The organism is Actinomadura rugatobispora, assembly GCF_055379765.1.
In genome coordinates this window covers 11,877,668-11,894,840 of the sequence record NZ_AP029191.1, presented here as the reverse complement: position 1 = coordinate 11,894,840, position 17,173 = coordinate 11,877,668, and the positions used below count along the sequence as shown (strand labels likewise).

15 protein-coding genes are annotated in these 17,173 nt (G+C 72.8%); 14 read left to right on the top strand and 1 reads right to left on the bottom strand.

Annotated elements, in window-relative coordinates; all coding sequences use genetic code 11:
- Positions 1-9: 9 nt before the first annotated feature.
- Entirely contained in the window at positions 10-996 is a 987-nt protein-coding gene (locus tag ACZ466_RS53410; protein ID WP_378289911.1) for a 2Fe-2S iron-sulfur cluster-binding protein, read from the bottom strand.
- Positions 997-1,058: 62 nt separating this feature from the next.
- On the opposite strand from ACZ466_RS53410, the gene ACZ466_RS53405 reads away from it, so the two are divergent.
- The 14 genes from ACZ466_RS53405 to ACZ466_RS53340 all read left to right on the top strand — a co-directional run bounded on the left by ACZ466_RS53405 (position 1,059) and on the right by ACZ466_RS53340 (position 17,141).
- Positions 1,059-2,606 carry an AMP-binding protein gene (locus tag ACZ466_RS53405; RefSeq protein WP_378289913.1) on the top strand — a complete coding sequence of 516 codons (1,548 nt, stop codon included), beginning with the start codon at positions 1,059-1,061 and terminating at the stop codon, positions 2,604-2,606.
- A 36-nt stretch (positions 2,607-2,642) separates the two neighbouring features.
- Entirely contained in the window at positions 2,643-3,821 is a 1,179-nt protein-coding gene (locus ACZ466_RS53400; protein WP_378289914.1) for an amidohydrolase family protein, read from the top strand.
- Entirely contained in the window at positions 3,818-5,266 is a 1,449-nt protein-coding gene (locus ACZ466_RS53395; RefSeq protein WP_378289916.1) for a FadD3 family acyl-CoA ligase, read from the top strand. The genes ACZ466_RS53400 and ACZ466_RS53395 overlap by 4 nt, the downstream gene beginning before the upstream one ends.
- Positions 5,263-6,843: a methylmalonyl-CoA mutase family protein gene (locus ACZ466_RS53390; protein WP_378289918.1), complete on the top strand. Its 1,581-nt coding sequence runs from the start codon at positions 5,263-5,265 to the stop codon at positions 6,841-6,843. Before ACZ466_RS53395 ends, ACZ466_RS53390 begins: the two co-directional genes overlap by 4 nt.
- Complete coding sequence (locus ACZ466_RS53385; RefSeq protein WP_378289920.1) at positions 6,843-7,262, top strand: cobalamin-dependent protein; 420 nt, start codon at positions 6,843-6,845, stop codon at positions 7,260-7,262. The genes ACZ466_RS53390 and ACZ466_RS53385 overlap by 1 nt, the downstream gene beginning before the upstream one ends.
- Before the next feature lie 85 nt (positions 7,263-7,347).
- Entirely contained in the window at positions 7,348-8,304 is a 957-nt protein-coding gene (locus ACZ466_RS53380) for an LLM class F420-dependent oxidoreductase (protein WP_378289922.1), read from the top strand.
- The gene (locus ACZ466_RS53375) at positions 8,301-9,353 is read left to right on the top strand and encodes a CaiB/BaiF CoA transferase family protein (RefSeq protein WP_378289925.1); all 1,053 of its coding nucleotides are present in this window, start codon (positions 8,301-8,303) and stop codon (positions 9,351-9,353) included. Before ACZ466_RS53380 ends, ACZ466_RS53375 begins: the two co-directional genes overlap by 4 nt.
- A 105-nt stretch (positions 9,354-9,458) precedes the next feature.
- Positions 9,459-10,874 carry a class I adenylate-forming enzyme family protein gene (locus ACZ466_RS53370; protein WP_378289927.1) on the top strand — a complete coding sequence of 472 codons (1,416 nt, stop codon included), beginning with the start codon at positions 9,459-9,461 and terminating at the stop codon, positions 10,872-10,874.
- On the top strand, positions 10,852-11,769 hold the full coding sequence (locus ACZ466_RS53365; protein ID WP_378289929.1) for an acyl-CoA dehydrogenase family protein: 918 nt from the start codon (positions 10,852-10,854) through the stop codon (positions 11,767-11,769). Before ACZ466_RS53370 ends, ACZ466_RS53365 begins: the two co-directional genes overlap by 23 nt.
- Positions 11,756-12,862: an acyl-CoA dehydrogenase family protein gene (locus ACZ466_RS53360; RefSeq protein WP_378289931.1), complete on the top strand. Its 1,107-nt coding sequence runs from the start codon at positions 11,756-11,758 to the stop codon at positions 12,860-12,862. The genes ACZ466_RS53365 and ACZ466_RS53360 overlap by 14 nt, the downstream gene beginning before the upstream one ends.
- Before the next feature lie 10 nt (positions 12,863-12,872).
- Positions 12,873-13,631, top strand: coding sequence for an enoyl-CoA hydratase/isomerase family protein (locus ACZ466_RS53355; protein ID WP_378289933.1), 759 nt, complete (start codon positions 12,873-12,875; stop codon positions 13,629-13,631).
- A gap of 9 nt (positions 13,632-13,640) precedes the next feature.
- Positions 13,641-15,089 (top strand): class I adenylate-forming enzyme family protein, encoded by a 1,449-nt coding sequence (locus tag ACZ466_RS53350; protein ID WP_378289935.1) that lies wholly within the window; start codon positions 13,641-13,643, stop codon positions 15,087-15,089.
- Positions 15,082-16,236, top strand: a complete 1,155-nt coding sequence (locus tag ACZ466_RS53345) for a thiolase family protein (protein ID WP_378289937.1) — start codon at positions 15,082-15,084, stop codon at positions 16,234-16,236. The genes ACZ466_RS53350 and ACZ466_RS53345 overlap by 8 nt, the downstream gene beginning before the upstream one ends.
- Entirely contained in the window at positions 16,233-17,141 is a 909-nt protein-coding gene (locus ACZ466_RS53340) for an ArgK/MeaB family GTPase (protein ID WP_378289939.1), read from the top strand. Before ACZ466_RS53345 ends, ACZ466_RS53340 begins: the two co-directional genes overlap by 4 nt.
- Positions 17,142-17,173 lie beyond the last annotated feature (32 nt).

The following is a 17,173-nucleotide window of genomic DNA, read 5'->3' as shown; positions in this document are numbered from 1 at the left end:
TGCGGCGGCTCATTCGTAGACGACCGTGACCTCGGGGGTCACCGGCTCGCCCTGGCAGGTGAGGACCCAGCCCTCGGTGACCTCGTCGTCGTCCAGGGCGTTGTTGACGCGCATCTTGGCCTCGCCCTGGGTGATCTGGGCGATGCACGTGGCGCAGTTGCCCGCCTCGCAGGAGAAGGGCGGGGTGAGGCCGGCCCGGCGGGCGCTCTCCAGGAGCGTCTCGCCCGTGTGCTGGGGGACGGTGCGGCGCTTGCCGTCCAGCACGATGGTGACCGTGCCCTCCTTCTCCTCTGCGGCCGACGGGTCGGCGGAGTCGGAGGAGTGCTCGAAGCGCTCGGCGAAGATCTGCTCCGCGTCGACGCCGTGCTCGAGCAGGGCGCCCTCGGCGAGGTCCATGAACGGCTCGGGCCCGCACAGGTAGAAGTCGGCGTCCCTGTCGCCGCCGGTGAACTCGCGGACCTGCCCGGCGGTGACGAACCCGCCCGCGTCGTCCAGGTGTTGGCGTATCTCGAACCGGTCCGGGTGGCGCTCGGCCAGCTCGTCCAGCGCCGCCCGGAAGATGACGGAGCCGGCGTCCCGGTTGGCCGACAGCACCCGCACCCGCCTGCCGGTCGTCGCCAGCGCGCTCTTGACCAGCGACAGGATCGGGGTGACCCCGCTGCCGCCGCAGAAGGCCACCAGCGGGGCCTCGGTCTCGCGCAGGCAGAACACCCCGGCCGGGAGGGTGGCCGACAGCTCGTCGCCCTCCGCCAGGTTGTCGTGCATCCAGTTCGAGACCAGGCCGCCGGGCACGCGCTTCACCGTCGTCATGAGCTCGTCGTCGGTATCCGGCGAACTCGACATCGAGTAGCTGCGCAGCGTGCCGCAGGCCTTGAAGGTCAGGAACTGGCCTGCCCGGTAGGGGAACGGGGCGTCGAGCACGTACGTGCGCGCGTCCGCCGTCTCCTGGACGATCCGCTTGATCCGGACCGGATGGAAGCCATGGTCTCGCGCCATAGGTGGAATCTAGCTTCTCTTCATGCGAGAGTGCAATTATCGCCGGCGGAAGGAGTGCTCACATGGCTCGGCTGCGGACCGTCCCCGAAGAGCTGGTCAAGCGTTACGAGGCGGAGGGCTGGTGGACCGGGGACACGCTCGGGGATCTGCTGGCCCGCGGGCTGGCGGCCGCTCCGGACGCCGAGTTCCGCGTCCATTCTGCCGTGCGGCCCTGGTCGGGCACCTTCCGCGACGTCGACGGGATGGCCCGCAGGCTCGCCGCCGGGCTGCGCGAGCGGGGCGTCGGCCCCGGCGACGTGGTGGCCTTCCAGTTGCCGAACTGGGTGGAGACCGCGGCCGTCTTCTGGGCGTCGGCGTTCCTGGGTGCGGTGGTGGTGCCGATCGTCCACTTCTACGGGCGTAAGGAGGTCGGCTACATCCTGGAGAGCGTCCGGCCGAAGGTCTTCGTCACCGCCGAGGGCTTCGGGCGCATGGAGTACCGGCCGGAACTGTCGGCGAACGTGCCCGTGGTCGGCGTGGTGGGCCGCGACTTCGACGACCTGCTCGCCGGCGAGCCCTTCGAGGGGACGCTCGCGGCCGACCCCGCGGACCCGGCCCTGATCGCGTTCACCTCGGGCACCACCCGCGACCCCAAGGGCGTGGTGCACAGCCACCGCACGCTGGGATTCGAGACGCGCCAGCTCGCCGGGCTCTACCCGCCCGACCGCGGCAAGCAGCTCACCGCCGCTCCCGTCGGCCACTTCATCGGCATGCTGAACGCCTTCCTGATCCCCGTCCTGGACGGCGCGGCGATCAACCTCGCCGACGTGTGGGACCCGGGCCAGGCGCTGGCGCTGATGGAGAGCGACGGCCTCACGGTGGGCGGCGGCGCCGCGTACTTCATGACCAGCCTGCTCGACCACCCCGACTTCAGGCCGGAGCACCTGGCGCACATGAAGTACGCGGGCCTCGGCGGCGCGGCGGTGCCGGTGGCGGTGACCACCAGGCTGACCGAGCTCGGCATCACGGTGTTCCGCTCGTACGGCAGCACCGAGCACCCGTCGATCACCGGCTCGCGGCACACCGCCCCCGAGGCCAAGCGGCTCTACACCGACGGCGACGCGATGACCGGCGTGGAGTTCCGCCTCGCCGAGGACGGCGAGATCCTCAGCCGCGGCCCCGACCTGTGCCTCGGCTACACCGATCCGGAGCTGACCGCCAGGGTCTTCGACGAGGACGGCTGGTACCGCACGGGTGACATCGGCGTGGTCGACGAGGACGGCTACCTCACCATCACCGACCGCAAGTCCGACGTCATCATCCGCGGCGGCGAGAACATCAGCGCGCTGGAGGTCGAGGAGGCGCTGCTGGCCCTGCCCGGCGTCGCCGAGGCCGTGGTGGTGGCCGCCCCCGACGTGCGGCTCGGCGAGCACGCCGCGGCGTTCGTCCGGCCCCGGCCGGGCGCGACGGCGCCCACGCTCGACCAGATGCGGGACCACCTGGAGCGGGTCGGGCTGGCCCGGCAGAAGTGGCCGGAGGAGCTGCACGCCGTGGAGGACTTCCCGCGGACCCCCAGCGGCAAGGTTCAGAAGTACGTTCTCCGGGCCGATATTGCAGCGCGACAGACTTGAGAATAGGCTTCTCAAATCAAGCAAGGGAGGATCTCGATGCCCTCACGTGAACTGCCGTATCCGCTCTTCGACGCGGACAACCACCTGTACGAGCCGCCGGAGGCGCTGACCCGGTACCTCACGAAGGAGTACAGCGGCGCGATCGAGTACGTGCAGGTGCGCGGCCGGACGAAGATCGCGATCCGGGGCCAGATCAGCGAGTACATCCCCAACCCCACCTTCGAGGTGGTCGCCCGTCCGGGGGCGATGGAGGAGTACTTCCGCGTGGGCAACCCCGAGGGGAAGACCCGCCGCGAGATCTTCGGCGAGCCGATGAAGTCGATCCCCGCCTTCCGCGAGCCGGAGCCCCGGCTGGAGCTGATGGACGAGCAGGGCATCCAGCGCACGCTGATGTTCCCGACGCTGGCCAGCCTCATCGAAGAGCGCATGCGGGACGACCCCGAGCTCATCCACGCCGTCATCCACGCGCTCAACGAGTGGCTGTTCGAGGTGTGGTCGTTCAACTACCGGGACCGCATCTTCACCACGCCGGTCATCACGCTCCCGATCGTGGACAAGGCGATCGACGAGCTCAACTGGTGCGTGGAGCGCGGCGCCAAGGCCATCCTGGTCCGCCCCGCGCCGGTGCCGGGGTTCCGCGGCCCGCGGTCGTTCGCGCTGCCGGAGTTCGACCCGTTCTGGAAGCGCGTCGTGGAGACCGGCGTCGTGGTCGGCCTGCACTCCTCCGACAGCGGCTACGCCCGGTACGCCAGCGACTGGGAGGGCCACCGCAACGAGATGCTGCCCTTCAAGCCGAACGCGTTCCGGCAGCTGAACGAGTGGCGGCCGATCCAGGACTCGGTGGCCTCGCTGGTCTGCCACGGCGCCCTGACCCGCTTCCCCGACCTGAAGATCGCGGTCATCGAGAACGGCGCGTCCTGGCTCAAGCCGCTGCTCAGCGACCTCGCCGACGTCTACAAGAAGATGCCGCACGAGTTCGGCGAGAACCCGATCGAGGCGGTCCGCCGCAACATCCACATCAGCCCGTTCTGGGAAGAGGACATGGCCGAGCTGTCCGGCATCCTCGGCGTCGAGCGGGTGCTGTTCGGCTCCGACTACCCCCACCCCGAGGGCCTGGCCGACCCGGCGAGCTACATCAAGGAGCTCACCGACCTCAGCGAGGACCACAAGGCCAAGATCATGGGTGGCAACCTGGCCCGGATGATGTCGGTATGACCTGGGAGAGCATCCCCCAGATGGTGCTCAGCGCCGGCGACCGCTTCGGCTCGGCCGAGGCGGTCGTCGACGGGCCGCTCCGGCTCACCTTCACCGAGCTCACCGAGCGGGTCCGCGTCGCCGCGGGCGCGTTCGCGGAGGCCGGGATCGGCAAGGGCGACCGGGCGGCGATCTGGGCGCCCAACTCGGCGGAGTGGATCATCGCGGCGTTCGGCCTGCTGACCGCCGGCGGCGTGATGGTCCCGGTGAACACCCGGTTCAAGGCCGACGAGTCCCACGACATCATCCGCCGCAGCGGGGCCAAGCTGGTCCTGGCGCAGCGCGGCTTCCTCGGCGAGGACTACGACGGACCGCCCGAGGTGCCGACCATCGACATCCGGTCGGACTTCCTGTCCAGCGGCTCGCCGTTCGAGCGCGAGAGCCGCGGCGACGACGTCTGCGACATCATGTTCACCTCGGGGACGACCGGGCGGCCCAAGGGCGTCATGATGACGCACACCCAGACGCTCCGGCTGTACTCCGAGTGGTGCGACCTGGCCGACCTGCGGCGGGGCGACCGATACATGATCGTCAACCCGTTCTTCCACATCTTCGGGTACAAGGCCGGCTGCATCGCCTCCATGATCCGCGGCGCCACGGTGCACCCGGTGCCCGTCTTCGACGTCCCGCGGGTGCTCGAGCTGATCGAGACCGAGAAGATCACGATGCTGCCGGGGCCGCCCACGCTGTACCACTCGCTGCTGGCGGCGCACGCGGAGGGCAAGCACGACCTGTCCTCGCTGCGCGCGGCCGTGACCGGCGCGGCCGACATCCCGGTGGACCTGATCCGCCGGATCGTGACCGAGCTGCCGTTCCAGACGATCATGACCGGCTACGGGCTGACCGAGGCGGGCACCTGCACCGCGTCCCGTCCCGGTGACTCGTTCGAGGACATCGCCACCACGGTGGGCCGGCCCTGCGACGGCGTGGAGGCCACGATCGCCTCCGACGGCGAGGTCCTCGTCCGCGGCTACACGGTCATGAAGGGCTACTTCGACGACCCCGAGGCCACCGCGGAGACGATCGACGCCGACGGCTGGCTGCACACCGGCGACCTCGGCACCCAGGACGAGCGCGGCTACCTGCGCATCGTCGGGCGCAAGAAGGACATGTTCATCGTCGGCGGCTTCAACGCCTACCCGGCCGAGATCGAGGGCTTCCTCATGGAGCATCCGGCCGTCGCCCAGGCGGCCGTGGTCCCGGTGCCGGACGAGCGCCTCGGCCAGGTCGGCAAGGCGTTCGTGGTCCGGCGGGGCGAACTCACCGAGGAGGAGCTCATCGCCTGGAGCCGGAAGAAGATGGCCGGCTTCAAGGTGCCCAGGTCGGTGAAGTTCCTGGAGGAACTGCCGCTCAACGCGACCGGCAAGGTCGAGAAGCTCGAACTCATGAAGGACGAACCCGCATGAGCGACGACCCAGTCCAGACCTCGTCCGGCATCCCCCTGGAGGCGGTCTACGGACCGGCGGACCAGGGGGCCGACCCCCCGGCTCCGGGCGAGTACCCCTTCACCCGCGGCAACTTCGCCGCGGGTTACCGCAAGAAACTGTGGACGTTCCGCCAGTACTCCGGGTTCGGCACGGCGGAGGAGTCCAACCGCCGCTACCGCTACCTGCTGGAGCAGGGCGGGACCGGTCTGTCGGTGGCACTCGACCTGCCCACGCAGTGCGGGTACGACTCCGACGACCCCGAAGTCGGCGAGGAGGTCGGCCGCGTCGGCGTCGCGGTCGACACCCTCGCCGACGCGGAGATCCTCTTCGACGGCATCCCGCTGGACCAGATCAGCACCAGCTTCACCATCAACGGGACGGCGGCGATCCTGCTGGCGTTCTACGTGGCCGCCGCCGAGCGCAAGGGCGTCCCGCGCGCCAAGCTCACCGGGACGATCCAGAACGACATCCTCAAGGAGTACGCCTCGCGCGGCACCTGGATCTGGCCGCCCGAGCCGTCCCTGCGGCTGATCGCCGACACCATCGAGTTCTGCGCCGAGGAGGTCCCGCGGTTCAACGCGATCTCGGTGGCGGGGGCGCACTTCCGCGACGCGGGCGCCAACGCGGTGCAGGAGATGGCGTTCACGCTCGCCGACGGCGTCACCTACTGCGACACCGTGATGGCGCGCGGCCGGATGTCGATCGAGAAGTTCGCGCCGCAGGTCTCGTTCTTCTTCTACACGCACGGCGACTTCTTCGAGGAGATCGCCAAGTACCGGGCCGGGCGGCGGCGCTGGGCGACGATCGTCCGGGAGCGGTACGGCGCGACCTCCGACAAGGCGTCGATGTTCCGGTTCGGCTGCGTGGCGGGCGGGGCGTCCCTGTACGCGCCGCAGGCCCGCAACAACGTGGTGCGCGTGGCCTACGAGGCGATGGCCTCGGTGCTGGGCGGGGTGCAGTCGATGTTCACCGCGGCCTGGGACGAGCCGTTCGCGCTGCCCAGCGAGGAGTCGGCGACGCTGGCGCTGCGCACGCAGCAGATCCTCGCCTACGAGACCGGCGTCGCGAACGTGGTCGACCCGCTGGGCGGCTCCTACTTCGTCGAGGCGCTCACCGACGCCACCGAGGCCAGGATCGTTGAGATCATGGACGACCTCGAACGGCACGGCGGGATGGTCCGCGCGATCGAGGACGGCTACCTGCAGGGCCTCATCGCCGACGAGGCCTACCGCCTGCACCGGGAGATGGAGGACGGGACCAAGCCGATCGTCGGCGTCAACCGGTTCGCCGCCGACGAGCCGGCCCCCGACATCGCGACCTTCGAGCTCGACGCCGAGGGCCGGGAACGGCAGCTCAAACGGCTCGCCAAGGTCAAGGCCGAACGCGATTCCGCGGCCGTTCGCGCCCGTCTCGCCGACCTCGCCCGCGCCGCGGAGGGTGAGGAGAACCTGATGGGTCCCCTGATCGACTGCGCCAACGCCTACTGCACGGTCGGCGAGATGGTCGCCGCGCTGAAGGCGGTCTGGGGCGAGTTCCAGCAGCCGGTGGTGTTCTGATGGCCGGCGTTTCCGAGAGCCCGGGGCGGGTCCTGGTCGCCAAGCCCGGCCTGGACGGCCATGACCGCGGCGCCAAGATCGTCGCGCGGGCGCTGCGCGACGCCGGCTTCGAGGTCGTCTTCACCGGCATCCGCCAGCGGGTCGACGACATCGTGGCGATCGCGCTCCAGGAGGACGTCGCCGTCGTCGGCCTCAGCATCCTGTCCGGCGCGCACGTGGCGCTGACCACGCGCACCGTGGAGGCGCTGCGGGCGGCCGGGGCCGGCGACATCGCGGTGGTGGTCGGCGGCACCATCCCCGCGGCCGACGTGCCGGCGCTGGAGGCGGCGGGCGCCGCCGCGGTCTTCCCGACGGGCACCGCCCTGGACGTCATCGTGACGGAGGTCGGTGCGCTGACCGCCTCTCCCGCCCCGCCCTGACGCCGCGCGCGGAGGGCGATCCGGCCGGGCGACCGCCCGGCCACGTTCGCGAGCAGACCACGGAGACGAAGGACTTGGAGGGGCCGTGCGGGTTGGCGTGATGATCGGGCCGGAGCGGGGTGACTCCGCGCGCAAGGTCGGGCGGATGATCAAGGACGTGCTGTGGGCGGAGGGCGCCGGGCTGGACTCGGCGTGGATCCCGCAGGTGCCGACGGACTTCGACGCTCTGGTGGCGGTGGCGCTGATGGGCGCCCGGACCGAGCGGATCGAACTGGGGACGGCGGTCGTCCCGCTGCAGGCGCAGCATCCCATCGCGCTGGCCCGGCAGGCGCTGTCGACGCACGCGGCCGCCGACGGGCGGCTGGCGCTGGGCGTCGGGCCCTCGCACCACTGGATCGTGCAGGACATGCTCGGGCTGCCCTACGAGAAGCCGGCCAAGTTCACCCGCGACTACCTGGACGTGCTGGACGCCGCGTTCAAGGGCCCGGGCCCGGTCGACGTGGAGAACGACACGTTCACCGTGCACAACCCGCTCGAACTGGGCCCGGTGGCGCCGCTGCCGGTGCTGGTGGCCGCGCTCGGCCCGGTGATGCTGAAGCTGGCGGGGGAGCGGGCCGACGGGACCGTGCTGTGGATGGCCGACGAGCGCGCGGTCGCCGACCACGTGGTGCCGCGGATCACCAAGGCGGCCGAGGAGGCGGGGCGGAAGGCGCCGCGGATCATCGCGGGGATCCCGGTCTGCCTGTGCCGGCCGTCGGAGGTGGACGCGGCCCGCGAGCGCGCCAACCGGATCCTCGGCGAGGCGGAGATCTCGCCCAACTACCAGCGGCTGCTGGACTACGGCGACGCCAAGGACGTCGGCGACCTGTGCGCGGCCGGGGACGAGAAGGCCATCGCGGCCCGGTTCCGCCGGTTCGCCGACGCCGGGGTCACCGACCTGTCGGTGCGGCTGCTGCCGATCGGGGAGGGCCGGGAGGAGCTGGTCGCCTCCAAGCACCGGACGCGCGAGGTGCTGTCGGGCCTCGCCGCGGACTTCCGGTGAACGCCGGGCCGCTGGCCGGGATCCGGATCCTGGAGGTCGGCCACATCCTGGCGGGCCCGTACGCCACCATGATGCTCGCCGACCTCGGCGCGGAGGTCACCAAGATCGAGCCGCCGGGCGGCGACCTGTCGCGGCAGGTGAGCGACGCCTACTTCGCCAGCCTGAACCGCAGCAAGCGCAGCATCCGGCTCGACCTGACCTCCGAGGCGGGCCGCGAGCGGCTCGGCGAGCTGGTGACGGACGCGCACGCGCTGCTGGTCAACCTGAAGCCGTCGGCGATCCAGCGGCTCGGTCTCACCTACGACGACCTGCGCCGGTACAACGAGCGGATCGTCTGCGTCGCGATCACCGGCTACGGCCTGGCGGCGGGCGACGAGCCCGCCTTCGACTACGTGGTGCAGGCGGCCACCGGCGTCGCGGCGCTCACCGGCGATCCGGAGGGGCCGCCGACGCTGCCGGGGTACTCCTCCGCCGACAACTCCGCCGGGCTGACCGCCGCGCTGGGGCTGCTGGCCCAGCTCCTGTCGGGCAAGGGCGGCCAGGTCGAGGTGTCGCTGCGGGACGTGATGCTCTCGCAGCTCAACTACCGGGCCTCGGCGTACCTCAACGAGGGGGTGGAGCCGCGGCGGCTGCCCAACGGGGCGCATTCGTACTACGTCCCGGCCCAGCTGTTCCCGACGGCCGAGGGGCATCTGGCGCTGTTCATCACCCATGACGCGTTCTGGAAGTCCTTCTGCGCCGAGGCGGGGGTGACCGGCTTCCCGACGATGGCCGAGCGCACGCTCCGGCGCGAGGAGGTCCTGGAGGTCGTGACGCGGGCCCTGGCGGCCGACACGGCGGCGGGCTGGGAGGCGCGGCTGCGGCCGCTGGGCGTCCCCGCGGCGGCCGTGCGGACGCTCCCGCAGGCGCTGGACGCGACCCCGGAGATGATCGTGACGGCCGGCGGCTTCCGGCTGGTCGGGAGCCCGGTGCGGGTCGCGGGCTACGAGCCGGACTACCGGCCGCCGCCCCGCCTGGGCGAGCACGGCGGGGTCCCCTATCGGGCGTAGCGGGCACCGCGGGCCCGGGCCGGTGGACCGGGCCCGGCCCGCGATGAGAATCATGACTCTAGTAATGTGAGAACATAATTTCCGCTGCGGAGATGGGAGCTTCTCATGGCGAGTGAGAGAACCGCCCTCGTCTTCGAGGACCGCGAGTACGGCAGGGGGCGGCTGGAGGCGCTGGCCGGCGGGCTGGCCCGGACGCTGGCGGACGGCGGGGTGCGGGCGGGCGACCGGGTCGCGCTCATGTCCTCCAACCGCCCGGAGTTCGTCTCGGCGGTCCTGGCGATCTGGCGGCTGGGCGCGGCCGTCGTCCTGCTCAGCCCGGCCTGGAAGGAGCGGGAGGCCGAGCACGCCCTGGCCGTCACCGGGCCCCGGTACGCCGTCGGCGACCATCCGGTGCTGGCCGGCCTGATGCCGATGCTGCACCTGGACGACCCGGTCGAGCCGGTCGAGCCGGCGCGCGGGGCCTACGACCCGCCCGACCCGCGGGCGGACGCCGTGCTGGTGTTCAGCTCGGGGACGACCGGGCTCCCCAAGGCGGTCCGCCACACCCACGCCTCGTTCGGCGTGGCCGTCGCGCACTGGCGGGACGCGCTTGGCCTGACCGAGCGCGACCGCATCCAGATCACCACCCCGCCCTCGCACATCCTGGGCCTGCTGAACATCGTCACGGCGCTGGAGACCGGCACCTGGATGCGGCTGCACCGCCGCTTCGACCTGGAGCGGATGCTCCACCACATCGAGGCCGACCGGATCACGGTGGAGATGGCGGTCGCGCCGATCGCGCTCGCGCTGGCCTCGCACCCCGAGCTGGAGTCCTACGACCTGTCCTCGCTGCGCTACATCATGTGGGGCGCCACCCCGGTGACCGCGAGCGTCGCCGAGACCGTCACCCGCCGGACCGGGGTCCGCTGGGTCCCCGCCTACGGCGCCAGCGAGCTGCCCGTCATCACCTGCAACCCCGTCGAGGGGGCGCGGCTGGACAGCGCGGGCCGGGCCGCGCCCGGCGTGAGCCTGCGCGTGGTGTCCCTGGCGACCGGGGAACCGGTCGGGCCGGGCGAGACCGGGGAGATCCAGGCCAGGGCCGAGTCCCTCATGGCCGGGTACCTGCCCGAGGCGGCGACGGCGGAGGCGTTCGACGACGGCTGGTACCGGACCGGCGACGTCGGCCACATCGACGACGGCGGCTGGCTCCGGCTGACCGACCGGTCCAAGGAAATGATCAAGGTTCGGGGTTTCCAGGTCGCGCCCGCCGAGGTGGAGGCCGTCCTGCACGACCATCCGGACGTCGCCGACTGCGCGGTGTTCGGAGTCCCCGACGCCGCCGACGGGGAGGCGATCGTGGCCGCCGTCTCCGTCCACCGGCCGGTCGGGTCCGCCGAGCTCATCGGGCGCGTCGGCGACCGGCTGGCCTCCTACAAGCGCCCCCGCCGGGTGGTGTTCGTGCCCGAGATCCCCCGCCTGCCCTCCGGCAAGGTGCTGCGCCGAGTACTCAAGGAGCGTCATGGACGCGCGTCTGACGACTGAACAACGGGAGCTGCGGGAGGCGGCCGCCAGGCTCGCCGACGAGCTGGGCCCCGGATCGGTCCTCGACCTGGACGACACCGACCGCGTGCAGCGGCTGGAGAAGGCGGTCGCCGCCACCGGATGGCGGACGCTCCGCTCCGACGGGGCGTCCGGCGTGGAGGTGGCGATCGTCGCCGAGGAGTTCGGCCGCGGGCTGGTCGACGTCCCGCTGCTGGGCCCCGTGCTGGCCGACGCGCTGGGCGCGGCCGCCGGCGGCCCCGGCTCGCCGACGATCGCGGTGGAGGTCGAGGGGGCCGGCACCGAGGCGTTCGACGCCCGCGGGATCGACCGGGCCCTGGCGCTCACCGGGAACCGGATCTCCTCCGGCCGGGTCGGCGCCGCCCTCCCCGGCGCCGACCTCACCCGGCGGTCCGCCGAGGTGACCGGCCCGCTCGAGCCGGCCGGCGAGCTGAGCGCCGGGGACGCCGCCCGGTGGCGGGCGCTGGCGCTCGTCACGACGTGCGCGGACCTGCTCGGAGCCGCCCGCGGCGCGCACGCGCTCGCCGTCGACTACGCCAAGGTGCGCGAGCAGTACGGCAGCACGATCGGCTCGTACCAGGCCATCGGGCACATGCTGGCCGAGGGACTCGCGCTCATCGAGGGCTCGGTGAGCGTCCTGCGGCACGCGGCCTGGGCGGTCGACGAGCTGGAGCCGGACGAGGCGGTCCGGGCCGCCCGCGTCGCCAAGCTGTACTGCGCCCGCGCCGCCCGGACCATCTGCGAGACCTCCGTGCAGGTGCACGGCGGGATCGGCAACACCTGGGAGTGCCTGGCCCATGTGCACCTGAGGCGGGCGCTGACGTCCGCCGACCTGTTCCCCGTGGCCCTGGAGGAGATCGATCTTGGACTTTCGTGACTCGCCGGAGGAGTCGGCCTTCCGGGACCGCCTGCGCGCCTGGCTGGGCGAGCGGGCCGGGACGTTCCCCACCTCGGGGGACGACTACTGGAGGCGGCAGGGCGAATGGCACCGGGCGCTGTACGACGCGGGCTTCTTCGGCCTGTCGTGGCCCCGTGAGTACGGGGGGTACGAGCTGCCCTCGGTCTACGACGTCATCCTCGACGAGGAGCTGGCCCGCGCGGGCGCCCCGCCGCGGCCCAGCCTGGGGTACCTGGTGCAGGGTCTGGGGCGGCACGGCAGCGAGGAGCTGCGCAGGCGGTTCCTGCCCGGCATGATCAACGGGACCGAGCGCTGGTGCCAGGGGTTCAGCGAGCCCGGAGCCGGCTCGGACCTGGCGTCGCTGAAGACGGCGGCGACCCGCGAGGGCGACGAGTACGTCCTGCACGGCCACAAGATCTGGACGAGCTACTCCGACGTGGCCGACTGGTGCCTGCTGCTGGCCAGGACCGACCCCGACGTGAAGCGGCACAAGGGCATCTCGGCGTTCATCGTCGACATGCACCAGCCGGGCATCGAGCAGCGCCCGCTGCAGATGATCAACGGGGTGACCACCGAGTTCGGGCAGGTCCTGTTCGACGGGGCGCGGGTGCCGGCCGACCAGATGGTCGGTGTCCCGGGCGAGGGCTGGGCGCTGGCGATGACGGTCGTCGGGCACGAGCGCGAGCCCGCGGAGCTGGGCTTCTCGGCCCGGTACGGCAAGCTCGTCCGCGAGCTGGCGTCCCGGACGCAGGCCGCGGGCGGGGCGAACGGGACCGTCCGCGAGGAGCTGGCCTGGGCCGCGGTGCAGACCGAGATGCTCCGCCTGCACGTGCGGCGGCGGCTGTCCGAGCGGCTGGACGGGGTCGAGCACGGCCCCGACGGCTCGCTGGACAAGCTGCTGATGACCTGGGTCGAGCAGTCGGTCGGGCACGCGGCGCTGGCCGTGGGCGGGAGCCGCGACCCCGAGCTGCTGAACTCCTACCTCTACAGCCGCGCCCAGAGCGTGATGGGCGGGACGTCGCAGATCCAGAAGAACATCATCGCGTCGCGGATCCTGGGATTGGGGGCCTGACATGTACGGCATGCCAGAAGAGATCGAGGTCCGCGCGGAGGGCCCGCTGCGGATCATCACCCTGAACCGCCCCGACTCCCTCAACTCCGTCAACGACGCCCTCCACAGCGGGCTCGCCAAGCTGTGGCCGCAGCTGAACGAGGACCGGGACGCCCGCGCCGCCGTGATCACCGGCAACGGCAGGGCGTTCTCGGCCGGCGGGGACTTCGCCTACCTGGAGGAGCTGCGCCAGGACGCCGACCTGCGGGCCAAGAGCATCGCCCACGGCCGGGAGCTGGTCCTGGGCATGGTCCGCTGCCGGATCCCGGTGGTCGCCGCCGTCAACGGCCCGGCCGTCGGGCTCGGCTGCAGCCTGGTCGCGCTCAGCGACGTCGTGTACATCGGTGAGAAGGCCTACCTCGCCGACCCGCACGTGCAGGTCGGCCTGGTCGCGGCCGACGGCGGCCCGCTCACCTGGCCGCTGCACACCAGCATGCACTGGGCCAAGGAGTACGCCTTCACCGGCGCCCGCATCAAGGCCGAGCGCGCCCTGGAGATGGGGCTGGCCAACCACATCGTGGCCGACCCGCTGGCCGAGGCCGTGGCGTGCGCCGAGCGGATCGCCAAGCTGCCGCGGCAGGCGGTCGAGAACACCAAGCGGCTGTTCAACCTCCAGGTCGAACGCGCCGTGCTGGCCTCCCTCGACTTCGCCACGACCGCCGAGGAGATGTCCTTCCAGAGCGAGGACTTCCGGGCGATCGTCGCCGAGCTCAACGCCGGCAAGGCCTGAGGATCGCCCATGTCCATCTGCAAGATCCTCGAGATGGCGATCTCGGCGGGCGACCGGGTGGCGGTGACGTTCGGGGACCGCTCGCTCACCGCGTCGCAGCTGCGGACCCTCGCCCGCGCCGCCGCGCGCCGGTTCGAGGGCCGCCCGGCCGTCCTCTACCTGGGCGCCAACCATCCGGCCTATCCCGTCGCCCTGTTCGGCGCGGTGCTGGCGGGCGTCCCGTTCGTCCCCCTCAACTACCGGCTCGGCGAGGAGCAGCTGGCCGACCTGCGGGGACGCCATCCCGGGGCGCTGGAGCTTGGCCCGGCCGACCTGGACGCCCTCATCGACCCGGCGCTTCTGGAGCCCGGTGGCCCCGGTGAGGGCGAGACGCCCGGGGCGGAACCGGCCGGCGACGACGTCGCGGTGCTCCTCTACACCAGCGGGACGACCGCGGCCCCGAAGGCCGCGGTGCTGCGGCACAAGCACCTGCTCGCGTACGTGCTCAACACCCTGGAGCACGCCTCTGCGGCCGAGGAGGAGGCGGCGCTGGTGGCGGTGCCGCCCTACCACGTCGCCGGGCTGGCCAACTTCCTGACCAACCTCTACACGGGGCGCCGGGTCGTCTACATGCCGGCGTTCGACGCCGGGGAGTGGCTGGAGACCGTCCGGCGCGAGCGGATCACGCACGCGCTGCTCGTGCCGACCATGCTGGCGCGCATTGTCGCCGAGGTGGACGGCGACGACGCCGGCGCGCCGACCCTGCGCAGCCTCGCCTACGGAGGGGCGCGCACCCCGCGCCCGGTCCTGGAGCGGGCGCTGCGGGTGTTCCCCGGGACGGGGTTCGTCAACGCCTACGGGCTCACGGAGACGGCCTCCTCGGTGGCCGTCCTCGGGCCGGGCGACCACCGCAAGTCGCTGGCGTCGGACGACCCGGCGATCCGCGCCCGACTGGCGTCGGTGGGCCGGGCGCTGCCCGGCGTGGAGTTCCAGGTCCGCGACGAGGACGGCGCGCCGCTCCCGGCGGGGGAGACCGGGCTGGTGTTCGTGCGCGGCGAGCAGATCTCCGGCGAGTACGGCGGGCGCACCGTCCTGGACGCCGACGGCTGGTTCGCGACCCGGGACCGGGGGCGGCTCGACGAGGGCGGCTACCTGTTCATCGAGGGCCGGGCCGACGACACCATCATCCGGGGCGGCGAGAACATCGCCCCCGCGGAGATCGAGGACGTCATCCTGGACCACCCCGCGATCCAGGAGGCCGCGGTGGTCGGCGTCGCCGATCCCGAGTGGGGCCAGCGGCTCGTCGCGGTCGTCGCGGGCGACGCCGAGCCGGAGGAGATCCGGCGCTGGGTCAGGGAGCGGCTCCGCTCCTCCAAGACGCCGGACACCGTCGTCTTCCGCGAGCAACTGCCCAAGACCGAGACCGGAAAGATCCTGCGCCGCGTCCTGCAGGCCGAACTGGAGAACACCCATGCCTGACGCCGTCATCGTCTCCGCCCTGCGGACCCCCATCGGCACCGCGTTCAAGGGGACCCTGCGGGACACCACCGCCTACGACCTCGCCCACCACGTGGTCACCGCCGCCGCCTCGGGGCTCGACCCGGAGTCGGTCGACGACGTGATCCTGGGCGAGGGCCTCTACGGCGGCGGTGTCATCGCCCGGCACGCCGCGGTGACCGCCGGGCTCACCTCGGTGGCCGGGCTGGCCCACAACCGGCACTGCGCCGCGGGCCAGGCCGCCGTCCAGGGCGCCGCCGCGAGCATCCGCGCCGGGATGGACGAGCTCGTCATCGCGGGCGGGGTGAACTCGGCGTCGACCTCGCCCAAGTCCAAGTTCAGGATCGACGGGGAGTGGGCCGAGCCGTGGAACCCGCCGACCCACCCCGACCGGCCGGACGCGCCCAACCTCGACATGTCGATCACGGTGGGCTGGAACGCGGCCGTGAAGGCGGGCGTGACCCGCGCCGAGATGGACGCCTGGGCGCTGCGCTCGCACCGCAACGCCGTGCGGGCCATCGACGAGGGCCGCTTCAAGAACGAGGTCGTGCCGATCGAGACCCCGCACGGCCTCTTCGAGGTCGACGAGCACCCGCGCCGCGGCACCAGCATGGAGAAGCTGGCCGCGCTGAAGCCGCTGCACCCGGAGATCGAGGGGTTCAGCATCACCGCGGGCAACGCCTGCGGGTCCAACGACGGCGCGGCGGCGCTGGTCGTGGCCAGTGACCGGCTCGCCGAGCGCGAGGGGCTGCCCGCGCTGGCCACCGTCCGGTCGTGGGCGTCGGTCGGCGTCGACCCGGCCGAGACGGGACTGGCCCCGGTGAAGGCCATCCCCAAGGCGCTCAAGCGCGCCGGGCTGTCGCTGTCCGACGTCGACCTGTTCGAGATCAACGAGGCGTTCGCCGCGATGTGCGTGGCCACCATCGGCCTGCTGGGCATCGACCCCGAGCGGGTCAACGTCAACGGCAGCGGCTGCGGCCTGGGCCACCCGGTCGCCGCCACCGGCGCCCGGATGCTGGTCACGCTCGTGCACGAGCTGCGCCGCACCGGCGGCGGCATCGGCGTGGCGGCCATGTGCGCCGGCGGCGGCATGGGCTCGGCCACGGTCATCGAGGTCCCGGCCCCGTGAGCCGGCCCGGCCGGGCGGCGCCCGCGTCGGTTCCGGACCTGCTCGCCGCGGCGCGCGGCGGATCGGTCCGCTCGGCCGGCCGGCTGCTCAGCTTGGTCGAGGGCGACCGGCGCCAGGAGGTGCTGGACGCCCTCGGCCCGGTCGCCCCGGTGCGCGTCGCCGGGGTGACGGGGCCGCCGGGCGCCGGCAAGTCGACGACGATCGCGGCGCTCGTCGGGGCCTACCGGGAGCGGGACCTGCGGGTCGCGGTGCTGGCCGTGGACCCGTCCTCGCCGTACAGCGGCGGCGCCCTGCTGGGCGACCGGATCCGGATGGCGGCGCACACGACCGACCCCGGCGTGCTGATCCGCTCCCTGGCCGCCCGCGGCCACCTGGGCGGGCTGGCGGCGGCGGTGCCGGCGGCCGTGCGGGTGCTGGCGGCGCTCTCCTACGACCTGGTCCTGCTGGAGACGGTCGGCGTGGGGCAGTCGGAGATCGAGATCGCCGCCGTCGCCGATCCCGCCATCGTGGTGCTGGCGCCCGGGGCCGGGGACGCCGTCCAGGCCGCCAAGGCGGGCCTGCTGGAGGTCGCCGACCTGCTCGTGGTCAACAAGGCCGACCGCGACGGGGCCTCGCAGACCGTCCGCGACCTGCGCAACGAGACCGGGGCCGCGGTGCTCACCCTGGTCGCCTCGAAGGGCGAGGGGATCCCGGAGCTGGTCGAGGCGATCGACGCCCACCACCGTGCCGACACCCGCGAGCGCCGCACGGCCCGCGCCCGCGCCCAGATCCTCTCGCTGGCCCAGACCCGCCTGCGCGCCCATCCGGCCCTGGCGGACCTGGCGGGCGCCGTCGCCGACGGGGACTGCGATCCCTACGCCGCGGTCGACCGCCTGTTCGGCGGCCCTCCGGGGGCGTCCGGCTGACCGGAGCCCCCGGAAGACCGCGCGGCGGCCTC

Coding starts and splice junctions, on each gene's coding strand:
- ACZ466_RS53400 (WP_378289914.1), top strand. CDS start 2,643: ATGCCCTCACGTGAACTGCCGTATCCGCTCTTCGACGCGGACAACCAC.
- ACZ466_RS53395 (WP_378289916.1), top strand. CDS start 3,818: ATGACCTGGGAGAGCATCCCCCAGATGGTGCTCAGCGCCGGCGACCGC.
- ACZ466_RS53370 (WP_378289927.1), top strand. CDS start 9,459: ATGGCGAGTGAGAGAACCGCCCTCGTCTTCGAGGACCGCGAGTACGGC.
- ACZ466_RS53390 (WP_378289918.1), top strand. CDS start 5,263: ATGAGCGACGACCCAGTCCAGACCTCGTCCGGCATCCCCCTGGAGGCG.
- ACZ466_RS53385 (WP_378289920.1), top strand. CDS start 6,843: ATGGCCGGCGTTTCCGAGAGCCCGGGGCGGGTCCTGGTCGCCAAGCCC.
- ACZ466_RS53355 (WP_378289933.1), top strand. CDS start 12,873: ATGCCAGAAGAGATCGAGGTCCGCGCGGAGGGCCCGCTGCGGATCATC.
- ACZ466_RS53405 (WP_378289913.1), top strand. CDS start 1,059: ATGGCTCGGCTGCGGACCGTCCCCGAAGAGCTGGTCAAGCGTTACGAG.
- ACZ466_RS53345 (WP_378289937.1), top strand. CDS start 15,082: ATGCCTGACGCCGTCATCGTCTCCGCCCTGCGGACCCCCATCGGCACC.
- ACZ466_RS53410 (WP_378289911.1), bottom strand. CDS start 996: ATGGCGCGAGACCATGGCTTCCATCCGGTCCGGATCAAGCGGATCGTC.
- ACZ466_RS53365 (WP_378289929.1), top strand. CDS start 10,852: ATGGACGCGCGTCTGACGACTGAACAACGGGAGCTGCGGGAGGCGGCC.
- ACZ466_RS53350 (WP_378289935.1), top strand. CDS start 13,641: ATGTCCATCTGCAAGATCCTCGAGATGGCGATCTCGGCGGGCGACCGG.